This is a genomic window from Mesorhizobium sp. P2_A8 (assembly GCF_056404935.1).
In genome coordinates, this window is sequence record NZ_JBFUDB010000006.1 from 225,761 (window position 1) to 252,343 (window position 26,583).

At 64.0% G+C, this 26,583-nt stretch carries 21 protein-coding genes; all 21 read left to right on the forward strand.

Features of this window, described 5'->3' with window-relative positions:
* The first annotated feature begins 269 nt into the window (after positions 1-269).
* The 21 genes from mraZ (at position 270) to AC1D10_RS19305 (ending at position 26,394) form a co-directional block, all read left to right on the forward strand.
* Positions 270-728: a division/cell wall cluster transcriptional repressor MraZ gene (gene mraZ, locus AC1D10_RS19205; protein WP_477274560.1), complete on the forward strand. Its 459-nt coding sequence runs from the start codon at positions 270-272 to the stop codon at positions 726-728.
* The gene (rsmH, locus tag AC1D10_RS19210) at positions 725-1,741 is read left to right on the forward strand and encodes a 16S rRNA (cytosine(1402)-N(4))-methyltransferase RsmH (RefSeq protein WP_477274562.1); all 1,017 of its coding nucleotides are present in this window, start codon (positions 725-727) and stop codon (positions 1,739-1,741) included. Before mraZ ends, rsmH begins: the two co-directional genes overlap by 4 nt.
* A 4-nt stretch (positions 1,742-1,745) precedes the next feature.
* Positions 1,746-2,141, forward strand: a complete 396-nt coding sequence (gene ftsL, locus AC1D10_RS19215; RefSeq protein ID WP_477274564.1) for a cell division protein FtsL — start codon at positions 1,746-1,748, stop codon at positions 2,139-2,141.
* The gene (locus AC1D10_RS19220) at positions 2,138-3,847 is read left to right on the forward strand and encodes a peptidoglycan D,D-transpeptidase FtsI family protein (protein WP_477274566.1); all 1,710 of its coding nucleotides are present in this window, start codon (positions 2,138-2,140) and stop codon (positions 3,845-3,847) included. The genes ftsL and AC1D10_RS19220 overlap by 4 nt, the downstream gene beginning before the upstream one ends.
* Positions 3,848-3,901: 54 nt before the next feature.
* A complete protein-coding gene (locus AC1D10_RS19225) occupies positions 3,902-5,350 on the forward strand; it encodes a UDP-N-acetylmuramoyl-L-alanyl-D-glutamate--2,6-diaminopimelate ligase (protein WP_477274568.1) in 1,449 nt (482 codons plus the stop codon).
* Positions 5,347-6,777 carry a UDP-N-acetylmuramoylalanyl-D-glutamyl-2,6-diaminopimelate--D-alanyl-D-alanine ligase gene (locus AC1D10_RS19230; protein ID WP_477274570.1) on the forward strand — a complete coding sequence of 477 codons (1,431 nt, stop codon included), beginning with the start codon at positions 5,347-5,349 and terminating at the stop codon, positions 6,775-6,777. Before AC1D10_RS19225 ends, AC1D10_RS19230 begins: the two co-directional genes overlap by 4 nt.
* Before the next feature lie 19 nt (positions 6,778-6,796).
* Complete coding sequence (gene mraY, locus AC1D10_RS19235; RefSeq protein ID WP_013894667.1) at positions 6,797-7,879, forward strand: phospho-N-acetylmuramoyl-pentapeptide-transferase; 1,083 nt, start codon at positions 6,797-6,799, stop codon at positions 7,877-7,879.
* An 8-nt stretch (positions 7,880-7,887) separates the two neighbouring features.
* A complete protein-coding gene (murD, locus tag AC1D10_RS19240) occupies positions 7,888-9,288 on the forward strand; it encodes a UDP-N-acetylmuramoyl-L-alanine--D-glutamate ligase (RefSeq protein WP_477274572.1) in 1,401 nt (466 codons plus the stop codon).
* A complete protein-coding gene (ftsW, locus tag AC1D10_RS19245) occupies positions 9,288-10,439 on the forward strand; it encodes a putative lipid II flippase FtsW (protein ID WP_379106723.1) in 1,152 nt (383 codons plus the stop codon). The genes murD and ftsW overlap by 1 nt, the downstream gene beginning before the upstream one ends.
* Position 10,440: 1 nt before the next feature.
* Positions 10,441-11,568 carry an undecaprenyldiphospho-muramoylpentapeptide beta-N-acetylglucosaminyltransferase gene (murG, locus tag AC1D10_RS19250; RefSeq protein WP_477274575.1) on the forward strand — a complete coding sequence of 376 codons (1,128 nt, stop codon included), beginning with the start codon at positions 10,441-10,443 and terminating at the stop codon, positions 11,566-11,568.
* Positions 11,565-12,971 carry a UDP-N-acetylmuramate--L-alanine ligase gene (gene murC / locus AC1D10_RS19255; RefSeq protein WP_477274577.1) on the forward strand — a complete coding sequence of 469 codons (1,407 nt, stop codon included), beginning with the start codon at positions 11,565-11,567 and terminating at the stop codon, positions 12,969-12,971. The genes murG and murC overlap by 4 nt, the downstream gene beginning before the upstream one ends.
* Positions 12,968-13,933: a UDP-N-acetylmuramate dehydrogenase gene (gene murB / locus AC1D10_RS19260; RefSeq protein ID WP_477274579.1), complete on the forward strand. Its 966-nt coding sequence runs from the start codon at positions 12,968-12,970 to the stop codon at positions 13,931-13,933. The genes murC and murB overlap by 4 nt, the downstream gene beginning before the upstream one ends.
* A gap of 300 nt (positions 13,934-14,233) precedes the next feature.
* On the forward strand, positions 14,234-15,160 hold the full coding sequence (locus AC1D10_RS19265) for a D-alanine--D-alanine ligase (RefSeq protein WP_379106731.1): 927 nt from the start codon (positions 14,234-14,236) through the stop codon (positions 15,158-15,160).
* Complete coding sequence (locus tag AC1D10_RS19270) at positions 15,148-16,089, forward strand: cell division protein FtsQ/DivIB (protein WP_477274581.1); 942 nt, start codon at positions 15,148-15,150, stop codon at positions 16,087-16,089. Before AC1D10_RS19265 ends, AC1D10_RS19270 begins: the two co-directional genes overlap by 13 nt.
* Complete coding sequence (gene ftsA, locus AC1D10_RS19275; RefSeq protein WP_023757015.1) at positions 16,086-17,393, forward strand: cell division protein FtsA; 1,308 nt, start codon at positions 16,086-16,088, stop codon at positions 17,391-17,393. The genes AC1D10_RS19270 and ftsA overlap by 4 nt, the downstream gene beginning before the upstream one ends.
* Before the next feature lie 66 nt (positions 17,394-17,459).
* Entirely contained in the window at positions 17,460-19,139 is a 1,680-nt protein-coding gene (gene ftsZ, locus AC1D10_RS19280) for a cell division protein FtsZ (protein WP_477274583.1), read from the forward strand.
* 282 nt (positions 19,140-19,421) lie between these two features.
* Complete coding sequence (gene lpxC / locus AC1D10_RS19285; RefSeq protein WP_477274585.1) at positions 19,422-20,372, forward strand: UDP-3-O-acyl-N-acetylglucosamine deacetylase; 951 nt, start codon at positions 19,422-19,424, stop codon at positions 20,370-20,372.
* A 264-nt stretch (positions 20,373-20,636) separates the two neighbouring features.
* Positions 20,637-21,509, forward strand: a complete 873-nt coding sequence (locus AC1D10_RS19290; protein ID WP_477275007.1) for an outer membrane protein assembly factor BamD — start codon at positions 20,637-20,639, stop codon at positions 21,507-21,509.
* A gap of 202 nt (positions 21,510-21,711) precedes the next feature.
* Positions 21,712-23,385, forward strand: coding sequence for a DNA repair protein RecN (gene recN / locus AC1D10_RS19295; RefSeq protein WP_477274587.1), 1,674 nt, complete (start codon positions 21,712-21,714; stop codon positions 23,383-23,385).
* A 112-nt stretch (positions 23,386-23,497) separates the two neighbouring features.
* Positions 23,498-25,702, forward strand: a complete 2,205-nt coding sequence (gene ligA / locus AC1D10_RS19300) for an NAD-dependent DNA ligase LigA (protein ID WP_477274589.1) — start codon at positions 23,498-23,500, stop codon at positions 25,700-25,702.
* On the forward strand, positions 25,702-26,394 hold the full coding sequence (locus tag AC1D10_RS19305; protein ID WP_477275009.1) for a DUF2461 domain-containing protein: 693 nt from the start codon (positions 25,702-25,704) through the stop codon (positions 26,392-26,394). The genes ligA and AC1D10_RS19305 overlap by 1 nt, the downstream gene beginning before the upstream one ends.
* Positions 26,395-26,583: the final 189 nt, after the last annotated feature.

Consider the following 26,583-nt stretch of genomic DNA (forward strand, 5'->3'; position numbering starts at 1 on the left):
GTGCCGTCAAGGCTGCTCTCATTGGTCGCGGCGCGCGTGTTTGTGAAGCCATTCCCGTTGACGCCCATAGTGCCCCATGATATCCCATTTCGATACTCAAGCCTTCGTTCCGTGTCAGGGTAAAGCGTACGCCAATCGGGCAGCCGCGGCGGCTGCGCGTTTGCCGGTTATTGCCCGTGTGGACGAGGCTGTTACGGGGCAGGGAACGCGCCGCGGCGCGTGCGACAAGATGAAGAGGGGTGCGGCGGCGCAAGCGGCTGTGACGTTCAATGGACCGGTTTCTGTCAAACACGCTGAGCAGGATCGATGCGAAGGGACGGGTGTCCGTTCCGGCGCATTTTCGTGCTGTCGTGCAGAAGCGCGGCTATTCGGAACTCTATGCGCTGCGTTGCCTCGACCAGCCGGCGATGGATGTCGGCGGTCTCGATCTGCTCGACCGCTACGAGCAGCGCATCGCGCTCGAAGATCCTTTCCTAGAGACGGCGAACGACATGTCGTTCTTCTGCCATGGCGATGGCACCTTCCTGAAGCTCGACCAGGACGGCCGCATCACGATGAGCGATTTCATTCGCGAGCACACCGGCATTGCGGCGGAAGTGGCCTTTGTCGGGCGCGGCAATTTCTTTCAGATCTGGGAGCCGGGACGGCTGGCCGCCTACGGGGCGCAGGCGCGGGCCCGGCTTTTGCAGCTTCGGCAGGGGACGAAGCCTGGGGAGCGACCGGAATGACGGTGGGCCACGGCGATGACCTTCACGCCGTTGGCGGATCGGCCCGCCACATTCCGGTCCTCCTTGGCGAAGTGCTCGAAGCACTGGCGCCAGCGGTAGGTGACATCATCATCGACGGCACGTTCGGCGCCGGCGGCTACACCAAGGCCATTCTGGCGACGGGCGCTTCCGTCGTGGCGATCGACCGCGATCCGGATGCGATCGCGGCCGGGCGCGACCTCGAGGCGCAGTCGGGCGGCAGGTTGAGGCTGGTGCAGGCGCCGTTCTCGACGCTGGACGAGCATGTCGAGAGCGCCGACGGCGTCGTGCTCGACATCGGCGTCTCCTCGATGCAGCTCGACCAGGCCGAGCGCGGGTTCTCGTTCCGCTCCGACGGGCCACTCGACATGCGCATGGCGCAAGCGGGCCTGAGCGCCGCCGACGTGGTCAACAGCTTCAAGCCGGGCGATCTCGCCCGCATCTTCGGCTTTCTCGGGGAGGAGCGTCATGCCGGGCGCATTGCCCGCATGATCGAGGCTCGCCGCGAAAAGCGGCCGTTCGAGCGCACGCTGGAACTGGCCGACGCGATCGAGACGCATGTCGGCCGCGCGCCGAAGGACAAGATCCATCCGGCGACACGCGTCTTCCAGGCGCTGCGCATCTTCGTCAATGACGAGCTTGGCGAATTGGCCAAGGCCTTGCTCGCCGCCGAACGCGTGCTGAAGCCGGGCGGACGGCTCGCCGTGGTGACGTTCCATTCGCTGGAAGACCGCATCGTCAAGCGCTTCATCGCCGATCGCGCCGACGCCGTGACCGGCTCGCGCCATTTGCCCGAGGCACAGGCGCGCACCGCGACCTTCCGCAAGGCCGGTGGCGGCGTGACTGCCGGCGACACCGAGGTCGCGGCCAATCCGCGCGCCCGTTCGGCCCGGCTGCGTGCGGCTGTCCGCACCGAGGCGCCGGCGCGCAACAGCGACTTTTCGATTTTCGGCCTTCCAAAGCTTCCCGGCATCGACCGGCCGGGGGAGAGGTAAGCACGTGTTTCGTACCAGCGACATCGTCCTGATCGCCGTCATGGTTTCGGCGGCGGCCCTTACCTACAAGACCAAGCGCGACGCCGAGGAACAATTGGCGGCAGTGCAGAAGATCCATGCTCAGATCCGCTATGAGGAAGACACGATCGATCTGCTCAAGGCCGACTGGAGCCTGCTCACCCAGCCGTCGCGGCTGCAGAAGCTGGCCGACCTTTACAAGTCGCAGCTTGAACTCCAGCCGGTCAGCGCCCGACAGATCGTCGGTATCGGCGACCTGCCGGCCAAGGCCCTGGACATTGAGGACATCCTGAAAGGACGCCAGGACGGCATGGCCGACAATTCCGACAAGGCGCCCTCGGGCGATAGGGATCCCGTGGTGACCGGAGGCATCGCCCAATGATCGGCAAACTGCTGAAACGCCGCGCCAGGACCGGTGAAGGCGGATCGATCGTGGTCGAGGGCGCCCGCAAGGCGACCGGCGGCAAGGGGCGGACGCGCATCGTGATGACGATGGCAGTGTTCTTCGGCATCTTCGCGACCATTTCCGGCCGGCTGGTCTATCTCGGCTTCCAGACCCCCGACATGTCGGGCGGCCCGCAGAGCCGGGTGACGGCATCGCGGCCCGACATTGTCGACCGCAACGGCGAAGTGCTGGCGACGGACATCAAGACGGCATCGCTGTTCGCCGAACCGCGACGCATCGTGGACGCCGACGAGGCGATCGAGAAGCTGTCGACGGTGCTTCCCGAAATCGACTACGAGCAGACCTATCACAAGCTGAAGAGCGGCGCCGGCTTCGTCTGGCTGCAGCGGCAGCTGACGCCCAAGCAGCAGTCCGACATCATGCAGCTCGGCATTCCCGGCTTCGGCTTCCGCACCGAGAAGCGCCGCTTCTATCCGAGCGGCGAAACCTCATCCTACATTGTCGGGCTCACCAACATCGACAACCAGGGCATCTCCGGCATGGAGAAATATGTCGACGAACAGGGCTTGAGCGACCTGCAGGCATCGGGCCTGGCGGTCGCCAAGGATCTGAAGCCGGTGAAGCTTTCGATCGATCTGCGCGTCCAGCATGTGGTGCGCGATGAGATCGCCGCCGGCCTGGAGCGCTATCGCGCGCTCGGCACTGGCGCTGTTGTGCTCAACGTCAAGACCGGCGAAGTGGTGGCGATGGCCTCGGTGCCGGATTTTGATCCGAACAATCCTTACAATGCACAGGAAAAGGACCGGCTGAACCGGATGTCGGCGGGGCTCTATGAGATGGGCTCGACCTTCAAGAGCTTCACCTCAGCCATGGCGCTCGATTCCGGCAAGGCGACGATGGCGAGCCGCTTCGACGCTTCGCATCCAATCCGGGTCGGCCATCAGGCCATTCACGATTTCCACGGCAAGAACCGTGTGCTGTCGTTGCCGGAGGTGTTCCTCTATTCGTCCAACATCGGGTCGGCCAGGGAGGCGGAGCTGGTCGGCATCGAGGGGCACCGAGAATTCCTGCATCGCCTTGGAATTCTGGACAAGATGCAGACCGAACTGCCGGAAGTCGCCCGTCCGACTGAACCGAAGGTGTGGAAGCAGGTCAATTCGTTCACCATCGCCTTCGGCCATGGCGTGTCGACGACGCCGCTGCAAGCGGCTGTCGGCTGTGCGGCGCTGATGAATGGCGGTTTCCTGATGAACCCTACCTTCCTTGTCCGCACACAGGAAGAAGCGATGGCGGTGGCCAAGAAAGTGGTCGGCGACAAGACGGTCGAGGGCATGCGCTACCTCTATTCGCTCAACGCCGAGAAGGGCTCGGCCAGAAACGCCAGAGTCCCCGGCTACCGCGTTGGCGGCAAGACCGGAACAGCCGAGAAGGTCATCAATGGCCGCTACTCGAAGGAATTGAATTTCAATACCTTCGTCGCCGCCTTCCCGATGGACGATCCGCAATACCTCGTGTTTACGATTGCCGACGCTCCGCACCCGGAAAAGCCTGGCATGACAGACGTCGCGGCCTCGAATGCGGGGGTTATGGCCGGCAATATCATCAGGCGTTCTGCGGCCATGCTTGGCGTGAAGCCAGATTTCAGCCATGAAAATGGTGCAACGCTGGTGTCCTATCAGTGATTCTTGGGGCGCGCCGGCAACTGCGCGCTATTTTGTTGCGGTGAACGGGACTCGATGAAGCTCAAAGATCTAGCCGGTATCCTGCCAGTCGAAGGAACAGCTTCCGCCGATCTGGAGGTTACCGGCATTTCGTCGGATTCCCGCCAGGTAAAACCGGGCGTCGTCTTCTTCGCGCTCGCCGGTACCAAGGCGGACGGCGCGACCTATGCTGCAGACGCGGCCGGCCGAGGTGCCGCTGCGATCGTGGCAGGCAACGCCATTGCCGGTTTGCCGGTCCCGGTGCTGGCGGTCGATGATCCGCGCCTGGCGCTGGCGCTGAGCGCGGCCCGCTATTTCGGCAAGCAACCTGAGACCATGGTCGCGGTGACCGGCACCAGCGGCAAGACGTCGGTCGCCGCCTTCACCCGGCAGATCTGGGAGCAGATCGGCTATGCCGCCGCTTCGATCGGCACCACCGGCGTGGTGGCGCCCGGGCGAAATGACTACGGCTCGCTGACGACGCCCGACCCGGTCGCCTTGCACCAATTGCTCAAGGAATTGGCGGACGCCGGCGTCACCCATGCCTCGATGGAAGCCTCCAGTCATGGGCTCGACCAGCGCCGCCTTGACGGCGTCAAGCTGGCCGCCGGCGGCTTCACCAATCTCGGCCGCGACCATATGGATTATCATCCGACCGTCGAGGATTATCATCGGGCCAAATTGCGCCTGTTCGACGCGCTGCTGCCGAAAGGCGCGCCGGCCGTCATCTTCGCCGACGACCCGTGGTCGGCGCCGACAATCAAAGCGGCGCAGGCCGCCGGGCTCGACGTGCTGACCGTTGGCCGCCATGGCGATTTCCTCAGGCTGAAGCGGGTCGAGCACGAGCGCCATCGTCAGCGCGCCGAGGTCGAGGCCGACGGCGTGCTTTACGAGATCGATCTGCCGCTGGCCGGCGATTTCCAGATATCGAACGCGCTGGTTTCGGCAGGACTTGCCATTTCCACCGGAACACCTGTCGCCAAAGCCTTGATGGCGTTGGAGAAACTGAAGGGCGCGCCGGGCCGTCTCGACCTCGTCGGCACCACTGCTCATGGTGCGCCGGTCTATGTCGACTACGCCCACAAGCCCGACGCGCTGGAAAATGTGCTGGCCTCGGTGCGCCCGTTCACCACTGGCCGCGTCATCGTCGTGTTCGGCTGCGGCGGTGACCGTGACCGTGGCAAACGGCCGATCATGGGCGAGATTGCGACGCGGCTTGCCGATGTCGTCATCGTCACCGACGACAATCCGCGCTCGGAAGTGCCTGAAACGATCCGCGCCGCCATTCTTGCCGCCGCACCCGGCGCCATCGAGATCGGCGACCGGCGCCAGGCGATCCACGACGCGGTCGCCATGCTGCATGCCGGCGACACGCTGATCGTGGCCGGCAAGGGCCACGAGGAAGGCCAGACGATCGGCTCCGAAACCCTGCATTTCTCCGACCACGAGGAAGTCCGCGCAGCACTCGTGGAGTGTGCCGCATGAGTTTGCTGTGGACCTCCGAGGCGCTGGTTGTGGCCATGGACGGGCGGCCGCTGGGGCCGATGCCGGAAGGCATATCGGGTATTTCGATCGACAGCCGCAGCCTCCAGCCGGGCGACGCCTTCTTCGCCATCAAGGGCGAGGCGATGGACGGCCACGACTTCGCCACCGCCGCCATCAAGGCGGGCGCCGGCGTGCTGGTGGTGGCGGAAGGCAAGCTGCCGTCGCTCGGCCGGCTGACGGCGCCGATCATCGTCGTCGAGGATGTCCTGGCCGCGCTTGAAAAGCTTGGTGTCGCGGCGCGCGCCCGCTCCGAGGCCAAGATCATCGCGGTGACCGGTTCGGCCGGCAAGACCACCACCAAGGAAGCGCTGCGCCACGTGCTGTCGGCCGTCGGCAAGGTGCATGCCTCGGCGCAGTCGTTCAACAACCACTGGGGCGTGCCGCTGACGCTGGCACGCATGCCAGTGGATTGCGACTATGCGGTGTTCGAAATCGGCATGAACCATCCCGACGAGATCCGGCCGCTGGTGAAAATGGTGAGGCCGCATGTCGCCATCGTCACCATGATCGCGGCCGCCCACCTCGGCTTCTTCCGCAATCTCGACGAGATTGCCAAGGCCAAGGCCGAGATTTTCGAAGGGCTGGAGCCCGAGGGTGCGGCCATCCTCAACCGCGACGATGCGCGCTGGAAGCTTCTGGACAAGATGGCTCATGCCGCTGGGGTCGAGCACGTGTATGGCTTCGGCGAGAATGCGCGCTCGACCTTCAAGCTGGTCAAGTGCGAACTCCACGCCGACCATTCCGACATCAGCGCCAGGGTCGGCGGCCACGAGGTGACGGCGCGGATCGGTGCGCCCGGCCGCCATATGGTGCAGAATGTGCTGGCGGTGCTGGGTGCGGCGCATCTGGTCGGCGCCGACCTCGACAGGGTGGCGTTGGCGCTGGCCGATCTTTCGGCCGAGCGCGGGCGCGGCAAGCGCCATGTGTTGCGCCACCCCGGCGGGCCGATCACACTGATCGACGAGAGCTATAACGCCAACCCGGCGTCGATGGGTGCCGCGATGGCGCTGCTTAACGCGACGCCGGTGACAGGCGAGGGCCGCCGCATCGCCGTACTCGGCGACATGCTGGAGCTCGGCGACCATTCTGCCAAGATGCATGCCGCCCTTGCCGACCTCATCGTCGGCACCGGGACGCAGACCGTTTTTCTGGGCGGTCCGGAAATGCGGGCACTGGCGCAGACGCTGCCGGCTGAGATCAAGACCGAATACCGCGCCGGCGCCGAGGAGTTGAAGCCGGTGCTGCTTGCCGCGCTCAAGCCGGGCGACGTGGTGATGATCAAATCGTCGAAGGGCATCGGTTTTGCAAAACTGGTCGATGCGCTGCTGGGCAAGTTCCCGGCTGAAACGACATCCAAACAGACCTAGGTCGGGGGACGATAAGCGCATGTTCACACTGCTCGTCGATTTTGCGGACAAGATCTCGGTCTTCAACGTCTTCCGCTACATCACCTTCCGCACCGGCGGGGCGCTGATCACATCGGCGCTGATCGTCTTCATTTTCGGACCGACCATCATCAATTCGTTGCGGCTGCGGCAGGGCAAGGGCCAGCCGATCCGCGCCGACGGGCCGCAGACGCATTTCAAGAAGGCAGGCACGCCGACCATGGGCGGGCTGATGATCCTGTCCGGCATCATCGGCTCGTCGCTGCTGTGGGCGAACCTGTCGAGCATCTATGTCTGGGTGGTGCTGCTGGTGACGCTGGGCTTCGGCTCGATCGGCTTCTACGACGACTATCTGAAGGTGACCAAGCAGTCGCATCTCGGTTTTTCCGGCAAGGCACGGCTGGCGCTCGAATTCGTCATCGCCGGCATCGCCGCCTGGGCGATCATGCATAACGGCCAGGCGCCGTTCTCGTCGTCGCTGACATTCCCCTTCGCCAAGGAATTCATCATCAATCTCGGCTGGTTCTTCATTCCGTTCTCCTGCTTCGTCATCGTCGGCGCCGGCAATGCGGTGAACCTGACCGATGGTCTCGACGGACTGGCGATCGTGCCGATCATGATCGCGGCGGCGTCCTTCGGCGTCATCGCCTATCTTTCCGGCAACGCCGTGTTCGCCGAATATCTTCAGATCCATTTCGTGCCCGGCACCGGCGAACTGGCGGTCGTGCTTGGCGCGGTCATCGGCGCCGGCCTCGGCTTCCTCTGGTTCAACGCGCCGCCGGCGGCGATCTTCATGGGCGACACCGGCTCGCTGGCGATGGGCGGCCTGATCGGCACGGTCGCCGTCGCCACCAAGCACGAGATCGTGCTGGTCATCGTCGGCGGATTGTTTGTCGTGGAAATCCTGTCTGTCATCATCCAGGTCGGCTACTTCAAGATGACCGGCAAGCGGGTGTTCCTGATGGCGCCGATCCACCATCATTTCGAAAAGCTCGGCTGGACCGAAAGCCAGGTGGTGATCCGTTTCTGGATCATCGCCGTCATCCTGGCGCTGGTCGGCCTGTCCACGCTGAAGCTCAGATAGGAGGCCGCTTGATTCCCGCCGCATCCTTCGCAGGCAAGCGCCTTTCGCTCTTCGGGCTCGGTGGCTCGGGGATCGCGACGGCGCGCGCGCTGATCGCCGGCGGGGCAGAGGTGCTGGGGTGGGATGACAATCCCGACAGCGTCGCCAAGGCGGCGGCCAGCGGTATCGCAACCGGAGACCTGCGCGGCGCCGACTGGGCGAAGTTCTCGGCTTTCGTGCTGTCGCCGGGCGTACCGCTGACGCATCCCAAGCCGCATTGGACGGTGGAACTGGCGCGCGGTTCTGGCGTCGAGATCATCGGCGACATCGAGCTTTTCTGCCGCGAGCGAATGCTCGCCGCGCCGTCAGCACCGTTCATCGCCATTACCGGCACCAACGGCAAGTCGACGACGACCGCACTGACCGCGCATATCCTGAAAGCGGCGGCACGGGACACGCAGATGGGCGGCAATATCGGCCGCGCGGTGATGACACTCGATCCGCCTGGGCCCAATCGGCATTATGTGGTCGAATGTTCGTCCTACCAGATCGACCTCGCGCCTTCGATCAACCCGACGGCCGGCATCCTGCTCAATTTGACGCCCGACCATCTCGATCGCCACGGCACCATGCAGCACTACGCCTCGATCAAGGAGCGGCTGGTGGCCGGCAGCGAGACGGCGATCATCGGCATCGACGATTCCTGGTGCGCGCAGATCGCCGAGCGGCTGGAGCGAGCGGGGCGGCATGTCATCCGCATTTCCAAGCGGCTGCCACTCACCGACGGCTATTTCGCCGACGGCGGCAATCTGATGGAAGCAGTGCATGGTCGCTACAGCCGCGTTGCTTTCCTCGAAGGCATCGGCTCGCTGCGCGGCCAGCACAATGCGCAGAACGCGCTGGCGGCGGTCGCCGCTTGCCTCAAGGTCGGGCTGGACCTCGGCGAGATCCAGTCGGGACTGGAAAGCTTTCCCGGCCTCGCGCACCGCATGGAGCAGGTCGGCCGCAAGGACCATGTGCTGTTCGTCAACGATTCCAAGGCGACGAATGCCGATGCGGCGGCACCGGCGCTGTCGAGCTTCCCGCGCATCTACTGGATTGCCGGCGGTCTGCCCAAGGAGGGCGGCATCGAGCCGCTGCGCGGCTTCTTCCCGCGCATCGCCAAGGCCTATCTGATCGGTGAGGCGGCGCCCGCCTTCTCGGCGACCCTGGGCGAGGCTGTGCCGTACGAGATATCCGGCACGCTGGCCGCTGCGGTCGAGCACGCGGCGCATGACGCGGCTCAAGACGATGCCAGCGAGGTGGTTGTGCTTCTGTCGCCGGCCTGCGCCAGTTTCGACCAGTTCAAGAATTTCGAAGTCCGCGGCGAAGCCTTCAGGCAAGCTGCGAATGCTATCGAGGGTGTGAAACCCATCGGAGGGGCACGATAATGCAGAGCCGTCTCGACAAAAGTCCGGTTGCGACGTGGTGGTGGACGATCGATCGCTGGTTCCTGGCGGCGTTTCTGTCGCTGATGGGGCTCGGCATCGTGCTGTCCTTTGCCGCCAGTCCCGCGGTGGCCGAGCGCATCGGCCTCGACAGTTTCCACTTCGCCACCAGGCAGATCATTTTCACCGTGCCGGCGCTCGGCGTCATGCTGGCGGTGTCCTTTCTCGAATCTAGGCAGATCCGGCGCATGGCGCTGATCATGCTGTGCCTGATGCTGGTGCTGATGGTGGCGGTGCTCTACATCGGCGTCGAGGTGAAGGGCGCGCGCCGCTGGGTGTCGCTTGCCGGCCTGTCGATCCAACCGTCGGAATTCCTGAAACCCGCCTTCGTCATTATGTGCGCCTGGCTGTTCGCCGAACACAAGCGCCAGCCCGACATTCCGGGCAATCTGTTCGCCATGCTGCTGCTCGCCCTGGTCGTCTCGCTGCTGGTCGCCCAGCCGGATCTCGGCCAGACCATGCTGGTCACCGGTACGTGGGGTGTGATGTTCTTCATGGCCGGGTTGCCGTGGCTATGGATCATTGCGCTGGGTGCTGCCGGCGTTGGCGGCGTCTTTGCCGCCTATACGGTGTTTCCGCACGTTGCCTTGCGCATCGACAAGTTCCTGACCGGCGAAGGCGACACGTTCCAGGTCGACATGGGCCGCGAGGCGCTGATCAATGGCGGCTGGTTCGGCGTCGGGCCAGGCGAGGGCACCGTCAAGCGGGTTATCCCGGACAGCCATGCCGACTTCGTCTTCTCGGTCGCCGGCGAGGAGTTCGGGCTGATCATGTGCTTCTTCATCATGTCGATCTTCGCCTTCATCGTGCTGCGCGGCCTCAACACGGCGCTGAAGGAGCATGACGACTTCACTCGCTATGCCGTCGGCGGGCTGGTCACCGTGTTCGGCCTGCAGGCCGTCATCAACATGTGTGTCAACCTGCAGCTGGTGCCGGCCAAGGGCATGACGCTGCCTTTCATCTCCTATGGCGGCTCCTCGCAGATCGCCATCGCCATCTCGATGGGCATGGTGCTGGCGCTGACGCGCAAGCGGCCCGAAAAGCGCAAGCAGATGGGCTTTGCCCTGTCGCAGCGCGCCCTGCCGGCGGAGTGATATGGCGAGAGGCGTCATCCTTCTTGCCGCGGGTGGAACCGGGGGGCATCTGTTCCCGGCCGAAGCGCTGGCACATGAGCTGAACGAGCGCGGCTGGACGGTGCATCTGGCCACCGACGACCGTGCCGAGCGCTTCGCCGGCCATTTCCCAGCTACCGCCATCCATCCGATCCAGTCGGCGACGATGGGCTCGAAGAATCCCATCGCCCTGCTTGGCGCCTTCTGGAAAATCTGGCGCGGCGTACGCCAGGCTTCCGCCATTATCGCCAGGATCAAGCCGGATGCCGTCGTCGGCTTCGGCGGCTATCCGACCCTGCCGCCGCTTTACGCAGCGACACGGCGAAAGGTGCCGACGTTGATCCATGAGCAGAACGCGGTGATGGGGCGCGCCAACCGGGCGCTGGCAGGCCGAGTCGACGCGATCGCCGGTGGCTTCCTGCCGCAGGACACCAGTGTGGCCGGCGCCAAGACGGTGACGACAGGCAATCCAGTCCGGCCTCCCGTTCTGGAAGCGGCCAAGACGCCTTACGTGGCGTCGACGGGGGAGGAGCCGTTCCGCCTGCTGGTGTTCGGCGGCAGCCAGGGGGCCCAGTTCTTCTCGGACGCGGTGCCGGCAGCCATCGCCATGCTCTCCGAAACGCAACGCAAGCGGCTGGTGATCACGCAGCAGGCGCGCGCCGATGACGTGGCGCGCGTGAAGGCGGCTTATGCCGCCCTTGGCGTCGCCACCGAAGTCTCGCCCTTCTTCACCGACATGGCGCAGCGCATGGCGGCGGCGCATCTGGTGATCTCGCGCTCCGGCGCCTCGACCGTTTCGGAGATCGCCGTCATCGGCCGGCCGGCGCTGCTGGTGCCCTATCCCTATGCTCTCGACCACGACCAGGCAGCGAACGCAGCGGCCCTAGCCGCCGCCGGTGGTGGCGAAGTGCACCCGCAATCCTCGCTTTCGCCCGAGCGCATCGCGACCCTCCTCGGCGGGCTGATGGACAACCCCGAGCGGCTGGCGGCCATGGCGGCGGGAGCGAAATCGGCTGGCCGTCCCGACGCGGCACGGTTGCTCGCCGATCTCACAGAGGCTATTGCGTCCCAAAAAACCGTTTCAGACTTCAGGAAGGGGACGCACGCATGAAGATGCCGCAGACCATCGGCCTTGTGCATTTCATCGGTATTGGCGGCATCGGCATGAGCGGCATCGCCGAAGTGCTGCACAATCTCGGTTACAAGGTGCAGGGGTCCGACCAGGCCGACAGCGCCAATGTGCAGCGGCTTCGCGACAAGGGCATCGAATGCTTCGTCGGCCACAAGGCTGAAAATCTCGGCGATGCCGAGGTTGTCGTCGTCTCGACGGCGATCAAGAAAACCAACCCCGAACTGAAGGCCGCGCGCGAGAAGCTGCTGCCGATCGTGCGCCGTGCCGAGATGCTGGCCGAGCTGATGCGTTTTCGCCAGGCGGTGGCGATCGGCGGCACGCATGGCAAGACGACGACGACTTCCATGGTTGCAACACTGCTCGAAGCCGGCGGGCTCGATCCGACCGTCATCAATGGCGGTATCATCAATGCCTATGGCACCAATGCGCGCATGGGCGACGGCGAGTGGATGGTGGTCGAGGCCGACGAAAGCGACGGCACCTTCCTCAAACTGCCGGCCGAGATTGCCGTCGTCACCAATATCGATCCCGAGCATCTCGACCACTATGGCAGCTTCGACAAGGTGCGCGAGGCGTTTCGCCAGTTCGTCGAGAACGTGCCGTTCTACGGTTTCGGCGTGATGTGCACCGATCACCCGGAGGTGCAGGCGCTGGTCAGCCGCATCGAGGATCGCCGCGTCATCACCTATGGCGAGAACGCGCAGGCCGACGTGCGCTTCACCAATCACCGCATGGCCGGTGCCATTTCGGAATTCGACGTGGTGATCCGCAACCGCAAGAGCGGCGGCCAGACGACGATCGCCGGCCTGCGCCTGCCGATGCCCGGCCGTCACAACGTCTCCAACGCGACGGCGGCGATCGCGGTGGCGCATGAGCTCGGCCTGTCCGCCGAGGCGATCAAGAAGGGCCTGTCGTCCTTCGCTGGCGTCAAGCGCCGCTTCACCCATACCGGTTCGTGGAACGGCGTCGATGTGTTCGACGATTACGGCCACCACCCGGTCGAAATCTCGGCGGTGCTGAAGGCGGCGCGCAGTGCCACCCAGGGACGCGTCATCGCCATTGCCCAGCCGCATCGCTTCACCCGGCTGCACGACCTGTTCAACGAGTTTTCCACCTGTTTCAACGACGCCGACACGGTGATGGTGGCGCCGGTCTACGCGGCCGGCGAAGAGCCGATCGAAGGCGTGACATCCGATGCGCTGGTGTCGCGAATCCGTGCCGGCGGCCATCGCGACGCGCGCTACATCGAGGGTCCGGCAGCAATCGCGCCAATCATCCGCGATCTGGCCAAGCCCGGCGACTTCGTCGTCTTCCTCGGCGCCGGCAACATTACCCAATGGGCCTATGCGCTGCCCAAGGAGCTTGGCGGGACGGTCTCATGATGCACGGCCAGGACCTGATCGACAGACTTGGCGACCGGCTTGCCGGCCTGCGTGGCCGCCTCACGCCGAATGCCGAGATGGACAAGATCACCTGGTTTCGCGCCGGAGGGCTGGCCGAGGTGCTGTTCCAGCCGGCCGATGAGGAGGACCTTGCCACGTTCCTCAAAGCCGTTCCCGAAGACATACCGCTGACGATCGTCGGCGTCGGCTCGAACCTTCTGGTTCGGGACGGCGGCATTCCGGGCTTTGTTGTCCGGCTTTCGGCGAAAGGCTTTGGCGAGGCCGAGGCCATCGGGCCGACAAGGATCAAGGCCGGCGGCGCCACGCCCGACAAGCGCGTCGCCGCAGTGGCGCTCGAAGCCGGCATTGGCGGCTTTCATTTCTATCACGGCATTCCGGGCGCCATCGGCGGCGCGCTGCGGATGAATGCCGGTGCCAATGGCGTTGAGACGCGCGAGCGCGTCGTCGAGGTGCGCGCGCTCGACCGCAAGGGCAATATCCAGACGCTGAGCAATGCCGATATGGGCTACGCCTATCGCCATTCGGCGGCACCTGCCGGCCTGATCTTCACCTCGGCCGTTTTCGAGGGCTTTGCCGAGGACAAGACAGCGATCAAGGCGGCGATGGATGCGGTGCAGAACCACCGCGAGACCGTGCAGCCGATCCGCGAGAAGACCGGCGGTTCGACCTTCAAGAATCCCGACGGCACGTCGGCCTGGAAGGAGATCGACAAGGCGGGCTGCCGCGGCCTGATGATCGGCGGCGCGCAGATGTCGCCGATGCATTGCAACTTCATGATCAACACCGGAACCGCGACCGGCTACGATCTTGAATATCTCGGTGAGACGGTGCGCACGCGGGTGTTGGAGAATTCGGGCATCCGGCTGCAATGGGAAATCAAGCGCATCGGCAATTTCCGACCAGGGCATGCCGTCCAGGAATTTCTCGGACAACTCCTCTAGGGTGCGTTGAAGTTCACGTGATGCATGAACTTCAACGAGGCCGAAACGGCCCGCGACCGTTGCTGCAAAGACTCAACGGCACACTTTTCTCATCCATTTTCTCAGAAAGTGAATCTCTCGGAATCGTAAGCGCTTGCCAGTGAATCAACTCTCTGATTCTCTGCTCCAAAGCGTTTCCTGATTTGAGTCGTTCGACGCGTTTTCAGCGTTTTCCGTCTGGGGGGGCAACCTGCCGGGAGACTCTGACTCAATGTTGCGGAAATATTGGGTTTGGTCCGCCATGAGAGGGGATGACGGGGAATGAAAAGCAAGCATGTGGCCGTCCTGCTGGGTGGTTTCTCATCCGAGCGGCCCGTGTCTTTGTCCTCGGGAAAGGCCTGTGCCGATGAGCTCGAGAAGGAAGGCTACCAGGTCACGCGCGTCGATGTCGGGCGCGATGTCGGCTCGGTGCTTGCCGAACTCCGGCCCGATGTCGCCTTCAACGCGCTGCACGGCCCGTTTGGCGAGGATGGCACCATCCAGGGCATCCTCGAATATCTCGGCATGCCCTACACCCATTCCGGCGTGCTTGCCTCGGCGCTGGCCATGAACAAGGAGCAGGCCAAGCGGGTTGCCAGGTCGGTCGGCGTCCCTGTCGCCGAATCGAAGGTCGCCAGCCGCTTCGCCATCCAGAGCAAGCACCCGATGAAGCCGCCCTATGTGGTCAAGCCGGTCAATGAGGGCTCGAGCTTCGGCGTCGTCATCGTGCATGAGGGGCAATCGCATCCGCCGCAGATCATCGGCTCGTCGGAGTGGAAATATGGCGATACCGTCATGGTCGAGCGCTACATCCATGGGCGGGAGCTGACCTGCGCGGTGATGGGCGATGTGGCGCTGGGGGTCTGCGAGATCATTCCGACCGGCCATTCCTTCTACGACTATGATTCAAAATATGTCGCCGGGGGATCAAAGCACGAATGCCCCGCAAAAGTTTCACCGAATATTTACCAAAAAATACAAACACTGGCGCTCAAGGCTCACCAAGCGATCGGCTGTCGGGGCGTTTCCCGATCGGACTTCCGTTATGACGATCGGCATTCCGAAAACGGCGAGGTTGTGTGGCTCGAGGTCAACACCCAGCCGGGTATGACGCCGACGTCCTTGGTGCCTGAAATCGCCGCCCAGGCCGGGCACTCGTTTGGCGATTTGTTGAGTTGGATGGTGGAGGACGCTTCGTGTCTGCGTTGAAATGGGGACAAGGCAAGGGGAAGGGCGCGGCCGGGCCGGCGCTGTTCGGCCTGCCGTTGTCGTTCGACCATTTCGTGCTGCCGCGTGTGCTTCGCCGCCCGGTGCGCATTCTGGCGCGCCTGGGCGTAGGTGAATTCCAGGCGCCGCGCTTCTCCGCGGCCATGATGTCGGCCGTGCTGGTTGCCTCGAGCAGTGCGTATGGCGCCTATCTCGGCGGCCATGTCGACGGCATCGTACAGAGCATCACAGCCCGCACCGGCTTTGCCGTCGATCAGGTCAAGGTGGTTGGCAATCGCCAGACCTCCGAGATCGACATCCTCGACCGACTCGAGCTCGACGGCTGGACCTCGCTGATCGGTTTCGACGCCGAGGCGGCGCGCGAACGGATTTCCAGCCTGCCATGGATCGAGGTCGCGGCGGTGCGCAAGGTCTATCCGCACACGTTGGAAGTGCGTGTCGAGGAGCGCGAGGCCTTCGCGCTCTGGCAGCAAGGCGATGAGCTCTCGGTCATCGAGAGGGACGGCGCCGTGATCGCGCCGTTCTCCGGCGGCAAGCAGGTGCTGTTGCCGCTGCTGATCGGCGTCGGCGCGCCGGCCAAGGCGCCGGACTTCCTGGCCAAAGTCGAAGAATACCCCGAGTTCGCGGCCCGGATCAAAGGCTACATCCGCGTCGGCGAGCGGCGCTGGGACCTCAAGCTGGACAACGGCATCACCATCAAGCTTCCCGAGGATGGCGAGGACCAGGCGATCGCCGAACTCGTCAAGATGGACAAGGAAAAGGGGCTGTTGTCGCGCGACATCACCGCCGTCGACATGCGCCTGACCGACAGGCTGGTCGTGCAGTTGACGCCGGAAGCGGCGACGCAGCGCGAGGCAGCCCTCAACGAAAAACCGAAAAGCCTGAAGCGCAAGCCGGAGACGAAGATATGAGCTGGCTTGGCGGTCATGGCGATGCCTCGTCGCGCCGGTCCGGCACCCTGACGGTGCTGGATGTCGGTTCGAGCAAGGTCTGCTGCATGGTGGCCAAGCTGAAGCCGAGCGATGACGGCAAGCTGTTGCGCGGCCGTTCGCATCGGATCCAGGTGATCGGCATCGGCCATCAGAAGTCGCAAGGTGTAAAGTCGGGCGTCGTCGTCGATCTCGACCGTGCAGAGCATGCCATCCGTCTGTCCGTCGACGCCGCCGAGCGCATGGCTGGGCTGACGGTCGACTCGCTCATCGTCAACATGACTGCCGGCCGGCTGAAGAGCGAAGCCTTCTCGGCCACCATCAATCTTGGCGGCCACGAGGCCGACGAAGCCGATATCAAGCGTGTGCTCGGCGCCGGCGCCAAACAGGCACTGAAGGCCGAACGCGAGGTGATCCATTCGCTCCCGGTCGGCTTCTCGCTCGATGCCGAGCGCGGCGTGCGTGATCCGCGCGGCATGGTTGGCGACGCACTCGGCGTCGACATGCATGTCTTGACCGGCGACGCCGCGCCAATGCGCAACCTGGAGCTTTCCATCAACCGCTCGCACCTGTCGGTGGAGCGCATGGTGGCGACGCCCTATGCAAGCGGACTGGCAGCCTTGGTCGACGATGAGCTGGAAATGGGTGCGGCCTGCATCGACATGGGCGGCGGCACGACGACGATCTCGGTGTTTTCGGAAGGCAAGTTCGTTCATGGCGATGCTATCGCCATCGGCGGCAACCACGTCACGCTGGATATGGCCAAGGGCCTGTCTACCTCGCTCGATGCCGCCGAGCGGCTGAAGGTGATGCATGGCTCGGCGCTGCCGGGCAGTGCCGACGATCGCGACCTGGTCTCGATCCAGCCGATCGGCGACGATGGCGACGTGCCGCTGCAGATCCCGCGTTCGGTGATGACGCGCATCGTGCGCGCCCGCATCGACGAGACGCTCGAACTGCTGCGCGACCGGCTGAACAAGTCTGGATACGGCAATGCGGTGGGCAAGCGTGTCGTCTTGACCGGCGGCGCCAGCCAGCTTGCCGGCCTGCCGGAAGCGGCACGCCGCATCCTGGGACGCAATGTACGCATCGGCCGTCCGCTCGGCGTGGCTGGCCTGCCGGAAGCGGCAAAGGGACCGGCCTTCTCGGCCGCGGTAGGGCTTCTGATCTATCCGCAGATGGCGAGCTTCGAGAGCCATCCGGCGAAAGGAATTTCCGGTCTGAGAATGACTGGGACGGGTGGAAAACTGCATCGCATGAGTCAGTGGTTGAGAGACAGTTTCTAATTGACGGGGACAGCCCCATAGGCGGCCGCGGCGGCGAAGCGGCGTGAAAGGCAAAGGACGGAGACAATGACCATCAATCTGCAGAAGCCGGACATCACCGAGCTCAAGCCGCGCATCACCGTGTTCGGTGTCGGCGGCGGCGGCGGCAATGCCGTCAACAACATGATCACCGCAGGTCTGCGCGGTGTCGAGTTCGTGGTGGCCAACACGGACGCGCAGGCGCTGACCATGTCGAAAGCCGATCGGCTGATCCAGCTCGGCGCACATGTCACCGAGGGGCTGGGCGCCGGATCGCAGCCGGAAGTCGGCCGCGCGGCGGCGGAAGAATGCATCGATGAGATCATCGATCATCTGTCCAACACCCATATGTGCTTCGTCACCGCCGGCATGGGCGGCGGCACTGGCACCGGTGCGGCTCCGGTCGTAGCGCGCGCCGCCCGCGAAAAAGGCATCCTCACCGTCGGCGTCGTCACCAAGCCGTTCCATTTTGAAGGCCAGCGCCGCATGAAGACGGCGGATTTCGGTATCGAGGAACTGCAGAAATGCGTCGATACGCTGATCGTCATCCCCAACCAGAACCTGTTCCGGCTGGCCAATGACAAGACCACCTTCGCCGACGCCTTCGCGATGGCCGACCAGGTGCTCTACTCCGGTGTTGCCTGCATCACCGACCTGATGGTCAAGGAAGGCCTGATCAATCTCGACTTCGCTGACGTCCGTTCGGTCATGCGCGAGATGGGCAAGGCGATGATGGGCACCGGCGAGGCTTCCGGCGAGGGCCGCGCGATGGCCGCCGCCGAAGCGGCGATTGCCAACCCGCTCCTCGACGAGACCTCGATGAAGGGTGCCAAAGGCCTGCTGATCTCGATCACCGGCGGCCGCGACCTGACCCTGTTCGAGGTCGACGAAGCTGCGACCCGCATCCGCGAGGAAGTCGACCAGGACGCCAACATCATCCTGGGCGCCACTTTCGACGAGGAACTCGAAGGCGTCATCCGCGTCTCGGTGGTTGCCACCGGCATCGACAAGTCGGCGGCTGAAATCGCCGCCGCGCCGATCTCGATCCGCACGGCGCCACCGAAGCCGGCCAGCCGTCCGGCCGTTGCCGCGGTGGAAAGCCGCCCGGCGCCGGTTCAGCAGACCGCCTATGAGCCGCGCGCCATCGACCCGGTCGCCGAGGCCATCCAGCTGGCCGAAGCAAACGCAGCGGCGATGGCACAGGCTCGCCCGGTTCCGGTCGCCCACGCCGACGATTTCCGCCCGCAGAGCAAGATCTTCCAGGCGCCGCCAGCACAGCCGATGCCGCAGCCAGTCGTCCAGCAGATGCAGCCGGCTCCGCAGCCGCGCGAAATGCTGCAGCGCGAAGCCCCTCAGCCTGCCATGGCGCCGCAGCGGATGCCGCGCGTCGAGGACTTTCCGCCCGTCGTCAAGGCCGAGGTGGATGCCAAGAGCCGCCCGGTCGACCACGAGAACAACAGCGGACCGATGGGCCTGCTGAAGCGCCTGACCAACGGCCTGACCCGTCGCGAGGAAGAGCCTGCACGGCTGCAGCCGGCGCAGCCGCGCGAACCCAAGCTGCGCCAGGCCGCTCCTGACGTGCGCCGTCTTGCCAGCCAGGATGCGCAGCTCTACGCGCCGCGCCGTGGTCAACTTGACGAGCAGGGCCGCCTGACACCGCAGGTAAGGGCGACTCAGGACGACGATCAGCTGGAGATTCCGGCGTTCCTGCGCCGCCAGGCCAACTGATCCGTAAACAGGCTTTAACGATTGTTAACAGGCAGGCAAGGAATTGCTTGCCTGTTAACGTTTTAAACGATGTGATTTCAAGTAGTTACAGAGCCGTAAAGGATCCGTTTCGCAGTTACAAAGAGTAAGAAACCGTGATTTGGAGTCTCCCTCCCGCGACATTATCTTCGCTGCCTACCATAGTCGGTTTGCCGGGATTTCGGGGGAAGTCGCCCCGTCTGCCGATTTCAACAAAGAGCCGCGCCCTCGGGCTGGAGAAGCGGACCTAGGCACTACGGGCTTATGGGGATTGTCTTGCACGACTATCAGACGACAGTGAAGACGCGCGCGTCGCTTACCGGCACCGGCGTCCACAGCGGCAAGGAAGTGTCCATCAGCTTCATGCCGGCGGATGCCGATACCGGCATCGTGTTCCAGCTTTTCAAAGGCGCAGAGCAGGGCCGCGAGTTCCGCGCCCTGGTTTCCGAAGTCGGTGCCACTGATCTTTGCACCATGCTTGGTGATCCCGCTGGCGAGCACATCGCCACGGTCGAGCACATCATGGCAGCGTTGTTCGGGCTCGGTATCGACAATGTCGCCATCGAGATCGACGGTTCCGAGGTTCCCATCTTCGATGGCAGCGCCATGCCATTCGTCGAAGCCATCGACCAGGCGGGCATAGAGACGCTCCCGGTCAAGCGGCGCTATATCAGGGTCATCAAGCCGGTCCGCATCGAGAACGGCGCCTCGTGGGCGGAGTTCAAGCCTTATGACGGCACCCGTTTCGAGATCGAGATCGACTTCGAAAGCCCGGCGATCGGCCGCCAGCTGTTCGCGTCCGACCTCAACGCCGATATTTTCCGCCGCGACATCGCGCGCGCCCGCACCTTCGGTTTCATGAAGGACGTCGAGCGGCTCTGGGCCGCCGGCTACGCGCTCGGATCCTCGCTGGAGAACTCGCTGGTGATCGGTGACGACAACCGCGTCATCAACATGGGCGGCCTGCGCTATCCCAACGAATTCGTGCGCCACAAGACGCTGGATGCCATGGGCGACTTGGCGCTGGCCGGTGCCCGTTTCATCGGCTGCTTCCGCTCCTATCGCGGCGGCCACAGGATGAATGCGGCGGCACTGCGCCGCCTGCTGTCGGATCGCACGGCTTTCGAGATCGTCGAGACGACGCGCCGAGAGCGTGGCCGCTCCGCCGAGATGAACGCCGTCAACGCGCCGCTCTACGCGCCCTGGATGATCTGATTCTCCTGACTTTTCCGAATTCCATGGCAGGCAGCGGGTGTTGCACGAATGCATCACCCGTTGGTGAAATTGCACGGATGTTCAAGCCCTGTCCGACCGCCACAAAAATGTGCGATTGGCCGGCGATAGCGTTGCCGGGCAAGGCGGTTATGGTTTATGGCTGCTGCCGTCGATTAGTGCATGCCGCCTAGAAGTGGGGACCAGTTTTGGGACAACGGCATGCAAACGCGCATTGAAATAACGCCGAAAGGGCGCAATCCAATCATGTTCTTCAAGCGAGTTGGTCAATCGAAAGCGCCGCAGCGGGCTGTTTTCCTGGCGCTTTCGGTGGTTGTTCCATCGCTCTTTCTGTCGGCCTGCATGTCGTCGGAGAAAGATATCGACCTGTCGACCTATGTCGACCAGACCGAGCCGGCCGATGTTCTCTACAATCAGGGCCTTGCCAACCTGAATGCCGGGCGCCTGGAAGAGGCGAGCAAGAAGTTCGATGCGGTCGATCGTCAGCACCCCTATTCGGAGTGGGCCCGCAAATCGATGGTGATGGGCGCTTTCGCCGACTATCGCCAGGGTAATTACGACGAGGCGATTGGCTCGGCCAAGCGCTATCTCACGCTCTATCCGTCGACCGATGACGCTGCCTACGCGCAGTACATCATCGGCTTGAGCTACTACCGCCAGATCAAGGACGTGACGCAGGATCAGAAGGAAGCGCGCCAGACCCTTCAGACGATGCAGGACCTGGTGACGCGCTGGCCGACATCGGAATATGTCGACGACGCCAAGGAAAAGATCCGCTTCGCCAACGATCAGCTGGCCGGCAAGGAAATGCAGATCGGCCGCTACTATCTCGAGCGTCGCGAATACATCGCCGCCGTCAAGCGCTTCCGCACCGTGGTGGAGAACTATTCCAACACGCGCCATGTCGAGGAAGCGCTCGCCCGCCTGACCGAAAGCTATTATGCGATGGGCCTGACCTCGGAGGCGCAGACCGCCGCCGCCGTGCTCGGCACCAACTATCCCGACAGCCCGTGGTACAAGGATTCCTACAAGCTGCTGCAGAGCAATGGGCTTGCGCCGCGCGAGAATGCCGGGTCGTGGATATCCAAGGCCGGGAAGATGATCACCGGCGGCGCCTGACCCCAGAGCATTGGACCGAAGCGTGCAAAACGCTTTTTCGGATTGATCCTACGCTCAAACAAAAAGATAGTGCGGCGCTGCGACTCCAGATGGTCGCGTGCCGCCTTAAGGCGCGTCGCGCCTTAAGTCTTTTGTTTTTGTGCATGCCGCAGTCCCAAAACCGGGTCCACTTTTCGGCGACATGCAATAGGTCCGGGTTCCGATGCTTTCCAGACTGTCGATCCGCGATATCGTCCTGATCGAGAAGCTGGATATCGACTTCCAGCCCGGTCTGTCCGTGCTGACCGGCGAAACCGGTGCCGGCAAATCCATCCTCCTCGATGCGCTGTCGCTGGCACTTGGCGCGCGCGGCGATGCGTCGCTGGTGCGCCATGGCGCGGCGCAGGGCCAGGTGATCGCCGTCTTCGACGTGCCGCGCAACCATCCGGCCCGCGCGCTGCTTGCCGAAAATGCCATCGACGATGACGGCGACATCATCCTGCGCCGCCTGCAGACGGCCGACGGCCGCACGCGCGTCTTCGTCAACGATCAGCCCTCCAGCGTCACGCTGATGCGCGATGTCGGCCGCGCGCTGGTAGAGATCCACGGCCAGCATGACGAACGCGCTCTGGTCGATCCCGGCGCCCATCGCGAGGTGCTCGACGCTTTCGGCGGCCATCTTGGTGCCGTTCGCTCGACCGGCGAGGCATGGCGGCACTGGCGCGCCTGCGAGCAGGAGCTGTCGCGTCACCGCGCCAAGGTGGCGGCGGCCGCGCGCGAGGCCGACTATCTGCGTGCGGCGGTCGCGGAGCTGACGAAGCTCGATCCCCAGCCGGGCGAGGAGACCGATCTAGCTGAGCTGCGCGCGTCGATGATGCGGGCGGAGAAGATCGCTTCCGAAATCCATGACGCTCAGGATGTACTGTCCGGCCCGTCTTCGCCCTTGCCACAACTGGCGAGCCTGCTCAGACGGCTGCAACGCAAGGTGACGGAAGCGCCGGGCCTGCTCGACGACGTGGTCAAATCGCTTGACGAGGCGATGCTGTCGCTCGATGCGGCGCAGTCGGGTGTCGAGGCCGCACTTCGCGCCACCGAATATGATCCGCAGCGGCTGGAGAAGGCGGAGGAACGGCTGTTTTCGCTGCGCGCGGCATCGCGCAAGCACAGCGTCCCTGTCGACGACCTGGCGCAGTTGCGCGACACGATGTCGGCCGATCTCGCCGATCTCGATGCCGGCGAGGAGCGCCTGCACGGGATGGAAAAGCAGGCCGCCGCGGCGCGTGAGACCTATGACATTGCCGCTGCTCAGCTGTCCTCGCTTCGTCATGCGGCGGCGATCGGCCTGACCAAGGCGGTCATGGCCGAATTGCCTGCGCTGAAGCTCGAACGCGCCGCCTTCATCGTCGAGATGAAGAGCGAGGCCGAGAGCCGCATGGAAGAGGGCATCGACCAGATCGAATTCTGGGTGCGCACCAATCCCGGTACGCGGCCCGGGCCGATGATGAAGGTTGCTTCCGGTGGCGAGCTTTCGCGCTTCCTCTTGGCGCTGAAGGTGGCACTGGCCGACCGTGGCTCGGCGCCGACGCTGGTGTTCGATGAAATCGATACCGGTGTGGGCGGCGCCGTGGCGGATGCCATCGGCCAGAGGCTGGCGCGGCTGTCGAAGCGCGTGCAGGTGCTGTCGGTCACGCATGCGCCGCAAGTGGCGGCGCGCGCGGCGACGCATTTCCTGATCTCCAAATCGGGCAGCACCGATCGCGTTGCGACCGGCATTGCCGAAATGGATCGGCCGGCGCGGCAGGAAGAGATCGCGCGCATGCTGGCCGGCGCCACCATCACCGACGAGGCGCGCGCGGCAGCCGAACGGCTATTGCGCGAAAACACTACGGCGGCATAAGAATAACCGGCGTCATGGACCGAGTCAGGATATGGCTCCATCCTGCTGTTCAGGAATGATTTTCCCAAAATCCTGATCTATTGTGACGCGCCACAGTTCAGGGAAGAAAAGCATGGCCGAAAAACCTGTCGATTCGCTCAGCGAAAGCGAGGCCGAAGCCGAGCTGATGCGCCTGGCGGAAGAGATCGCCGAGCACGACCGGCGCTACCATACCGAGGACGCGCCGATAATCACCGACGCGCAATATGATGCGCTGACACGGCGCAACCTTGCCATCGAGCAGCGCTTCCCGGCGCTGGTACGCGAGGATTCGCCGTCGCGCAGGGTTGGTGCTGCGCCGGCGGAAGGCTTCGCCAAGGTGCGTCACGCGGTGCCGATGCTCAGCCTCGCCAAGGCCTACACCGACGAGGATGTCACGGATTTCATCGAACGCGGCCGGCGGTTCTTCGATCGCGACAAGGATCTCGACATCGCCTTTACAGCCGAGCCGAAGATCGACGGTTTGTCGGCTTCGCTGCGTTATGAGGGTGGCGTGTTCGTGCAGGGCGCAACGCGCGGTGATGGCACCGTCGGCGAGGACATCACCGCCAATCTCAGGACAATCGCCGACATCCCCGCGAAGCTGAAAGGCTCGGGCTGGCCTGAGGTCATCGAGATACGCGGCGAGGTCTACATGACCTACGCGGAATTCGAGGCGCTGAAACAACGCTCGGCGGCGGTTGGTGGCCAGGACTACGTCAATCCGCGCAACACGGCGGCTGGTTCCTTGCGCCAGAAGGATGCATCCGTCACCGCCAGCCGCAACCTCAAATTCTTCGCCTATGCCTGGGGCTATACATCGGAGGATCCCGCTCCGACCCAGTATGATGCCGTGCAGAACTTCAAGGATTGGGGTTTTGCGATCAGTCCGCTGATGGTGCGGGCGAAGTCGGCCGAGGACCTGATCGCGCATTATCATCGGATCGAGGAGCAGCGCTCATCGCTGGGCTATGACATTGACGGCGTCGTCTACAAGGTCGACCAACTGGAACTGCAGCGCAGATGGGGTTTCGTCACGGGCGAGCCGCGCTGGGCGGTTGCGCACAAATTCCCCGCCGAACAGGCGATGACGACCGTGCAGAAGATCGACATCCAGGTCGGACGCACCGGCACGCTGGCGCCTGTCGCGCGGCTGGCACCCGTCACGGTTGGCGGCGTCGTGGTCGAAAATGTCACGCTGCACAATGAAGACTACATCAAGGGGCTGGACAGCACAGGCCAGCCGATCCGCGACGGCATCGACGTGCGCATCGGCGATACGGTGGTGATCCAGCGCGCCGGGGACGTCATTCCGCAGATCGTCAGCGTCGTCATCGACAAGCGTCCGCCCGATGCCGTGCCATACGAGTTCCCGCACATTTGTCCGATCTGCGGCTCGCCGGCGACGCGGGAGATCAACGAGAAGACCGGCAAGGAAGATTCCCGCCGCCGCTGCACCGGCGAACTGATCTGCCCCGCGCAGGCGGTGGAAGGATTGCGCCACTTCGTGTCACGCGGTGCCTTGGACATCGAAGGCCTCGGCGCTGAAAACATCGACACTTTCTTCAATGCGGGATTGGTCAAGACAGCCGCCGATATCTTCACGCTCAGGGATCGCCGCCCTGCCGTCACCAGGGCGCTGGCCGAGCGGCGCGAGGAGCAGGCCAGGCAGCGCGAGGCCGCATCGGGCAAGACGCGCAAGAATGTGCGCAGCGTCGAGGATCGGAATTACGAAGGCCTCGACAAGCTGTTTTCTGCCATCGACTCGCGCCGCGAACCGGAACTGGACCGTTTCATCTTCGCGCTGGGCATCCGCCACATCGGCGAGACGACGGCGGCGGTGCTTGCCCGGACCTTCTCGACCATCGAGGAGTTGATCCGCGTCGGCAAGGAAACGGCAGCGGCGGCCGATCCGCACACGGTTTTCCCATCGGTCAACGGCATTGGCGACACGGTGATCGATGCACTTCGCGATTTCTTCGGCAATGAGCGCAATGACGATGTGCTTGACGCGCTTCTCGTGCAGGTCAGGCCGAAGCCGTATGTCGTGACCATCTCGGCCGACAGCGCGGTCGCCGGCAAGACCATCGTGTTCACGGGCACGCTGGAAAAGGTGACGCGCTCGGAAGCCAAGGCGATGGCCGAACGCCTTGGCGCCAAGGTTGCCGGCTCGGTGTCCGCCAAGACCGATCTTGTGGTGGCCGGGCCGGGTGCCGGCTCCAAGCTCAAGGTCGCCAGCGAGCTCGGCATTGAGGTGATCGACGAGGACGCCTGGCTGGCGCGGATTGGCAAGGCGTGATGGAGGGCGCATTCAAGGGGTTCGGGCAGAAGGCCATTCCGTTCCTGAAGGCGCTGGATTTCCATCAGAGCCGGGAGTGGTTCCTGGAAAACCGCGACCTGTTCGAAAAGGAATTGCGCGACCCCTTTGGCGATCTGGTCGAAACGCTTACGCAGCGTTTCGCGGAGGCAGGAATCGGGCTGCGCGGCGACCGCAAGAAATCGCTATTCCGCATCAATCGCGACGTGCGCTTCGCCAAGGACAAACGGCCTTACAACCGGCATTTGTCGGCGATCCTGTCGCCCGACGGCACCAAGATGGAGCAGGGCGTTTTCTACGTGCATATCGGGCTCGAGGGTTGCTTTGCCGGCGTCGCCTGGTGGCAACCCGAGCCGGCTCTGCTGCTGGCGATGCGCCGTGCCATCGAAGTGTGGCCTGACAGATTTCGCGCCATGGTAAAAGCGCTGGTGAAAAACGGCCTCGAACTGGATGCCGAAGGGGGCATGAAGCGGACACCGCGCGGCTTCGAGCATGTCGACGATGCCGATCTCGTCGCGGCCATCCGCAACCGGCATTTCGCCGTCCGGCATGCGATCGATCCGGCTGGGATCCACGGTCCGGCGCTGGTCGACGAACTCGTCGATTTCACTTTGCGCGCCAAGCCGCTGCTCGACTGGGGCAGGGCGATCCAGGGCAAAGTCCTCGCCGGCTAGAGCAATTCCAGGAAAAGTGCAAAACGGTTTTCCGTCCGGAATTGTGTCAAAACAAGGAGATAGAGCGGTTCGCCGTTTCCGTGAAACGGTGAGCCGATCTAGCCTTCGACGAGGCGCCACGACGATCATTTTCGCTGATCGTTTGGCTCAAGCGAATTCGTGTGACAAGACAGGCCACGCCACCTACAT

Excerpts from the sequence above, each read along its gene's own strand:
- lpxC (WP_477274585.1), top strand. The coding sequence starts at position 19,422 with ATGGGGATTGTCTTGCACGACTATCAGACGACAGTGAAGACGCGCGCG.
- ftsA (WP_023757015.1), top strand. The coding sequence starts at position 16,086 with ATGAGCTGGCTTGGCGGTCATGGCGATGCCTCGTCGCGCCGGTCCGGC.
- AC1D10_RS19305 (WP_477275009.1), top strand. The coding sequence starts at position 25,702 with ATGGAGGGCGCATTCAAGGGGTTCGGGCAGAAGGCCATTCCGTTCCTG.
- ftsZ (WP_477274583.1), top strand. The coding sequence starts at position 17,460 with ATGACCATCAATCTGCAGAAGCCGGACATCACCGAGCTCAAGCCGCGC.
- AC1D10_RS19290 (WP_477275007.1), top strand. The coding sequence starts at position 20,637 with ATGTTCTTCAAGCGAGTTGGTCAATCGAAAGCGCCGCAGCGGGCTGTT.
- rsmH (WP_477274562.1), top strand. The coding sequence starts at position 725 with ATGACGGTGGGCCACGGCGATGACCTTCACGCCGTTGGCGGATCGGCC.
- murB (WP_477274579.1), top strand. The coding sequence starts at position 12,968 with ATGATGCACGGCCAGGACCTGATCGACAGACTTGGCGACCGGCTTGCC.
- ligA (WP_477274589.1), top strand. The coding sequence starts at position 23,498 with ATGGCCGAAAAACCTGTCGATTCGCTCAGCGAAAGCGAGGCCGAAGCC.
- mraZ (WP_477274560.1), top strand. The coding sequence starts at position 270 with ATGGACCGGTTTCTGTCAAACACGCTGAGCAGGATCGATGCGAAGGGA.
- AC1D10_RS19225 (WP_477274568.1), top strand. The coding sequence starts at position 3,902 with ATGAAGCTCAAAGATCTAGCCGGTATCCTGCCAGTCGAAGGAACAGCT.
- AC1D10_RS19220 (WP_477274566.1), top strand. The coding sequence starts at position 2,138 with ATGATCGGCAAACTGCTGAAACGCCGCGCCAGGACCGGTGAAGGCGGA.
- AC1D10_RS19265 (WP_379106731.1), top strand. The coding sequence starts at position 14,234 with ATGAAAAGCAAGCATGTGGCCGTCCTGCTGGGTGGTTTCTCATCCGAG.
- ftsW (WP_379106723.1), top strand. The coding sequence starts at position 9,288 with ATGCAGAGCCGTCTCGACAAAAGTCCGGTTGCGACGTGGTGGTGGACG.
- AC1D10_RS19230 (WP_477274570.1), top strand. The coding sequence starts at position 5,347 with ATGAGTTTGCTGTGGACCTCCGAGGCGCTGGTTGTGGCCATGGACGGG.
- murG (WP_477274575.1), top strand. The coding sequence starts at position 10,441 with ATGGCGAGAGGCGTCATCCTTCTTGCCGCGGGTGGAACCGGGGGGCAT.
- mraY (WP_013894667.1), top strand. The coding sequence starts at position 6,797 with ATGTTCACACTGCTCGTCGATTTTGCGGACAAGATCTCGGTCTTCAAC.
- recN (WP_477274587.1), top strand. The coding sequence starts at position 21,712 with ATGCTTTCCAGACTGTCGATCCGCGATATCGTCCTGATCGAGAAGCTG.
- murC (WP_477274577.1), top strand. The coding sequence starts at position 11,565 with ATGAAGATGCCGCAGACCATCGGCCTTGTGCATTTCATCGGTATTGGC.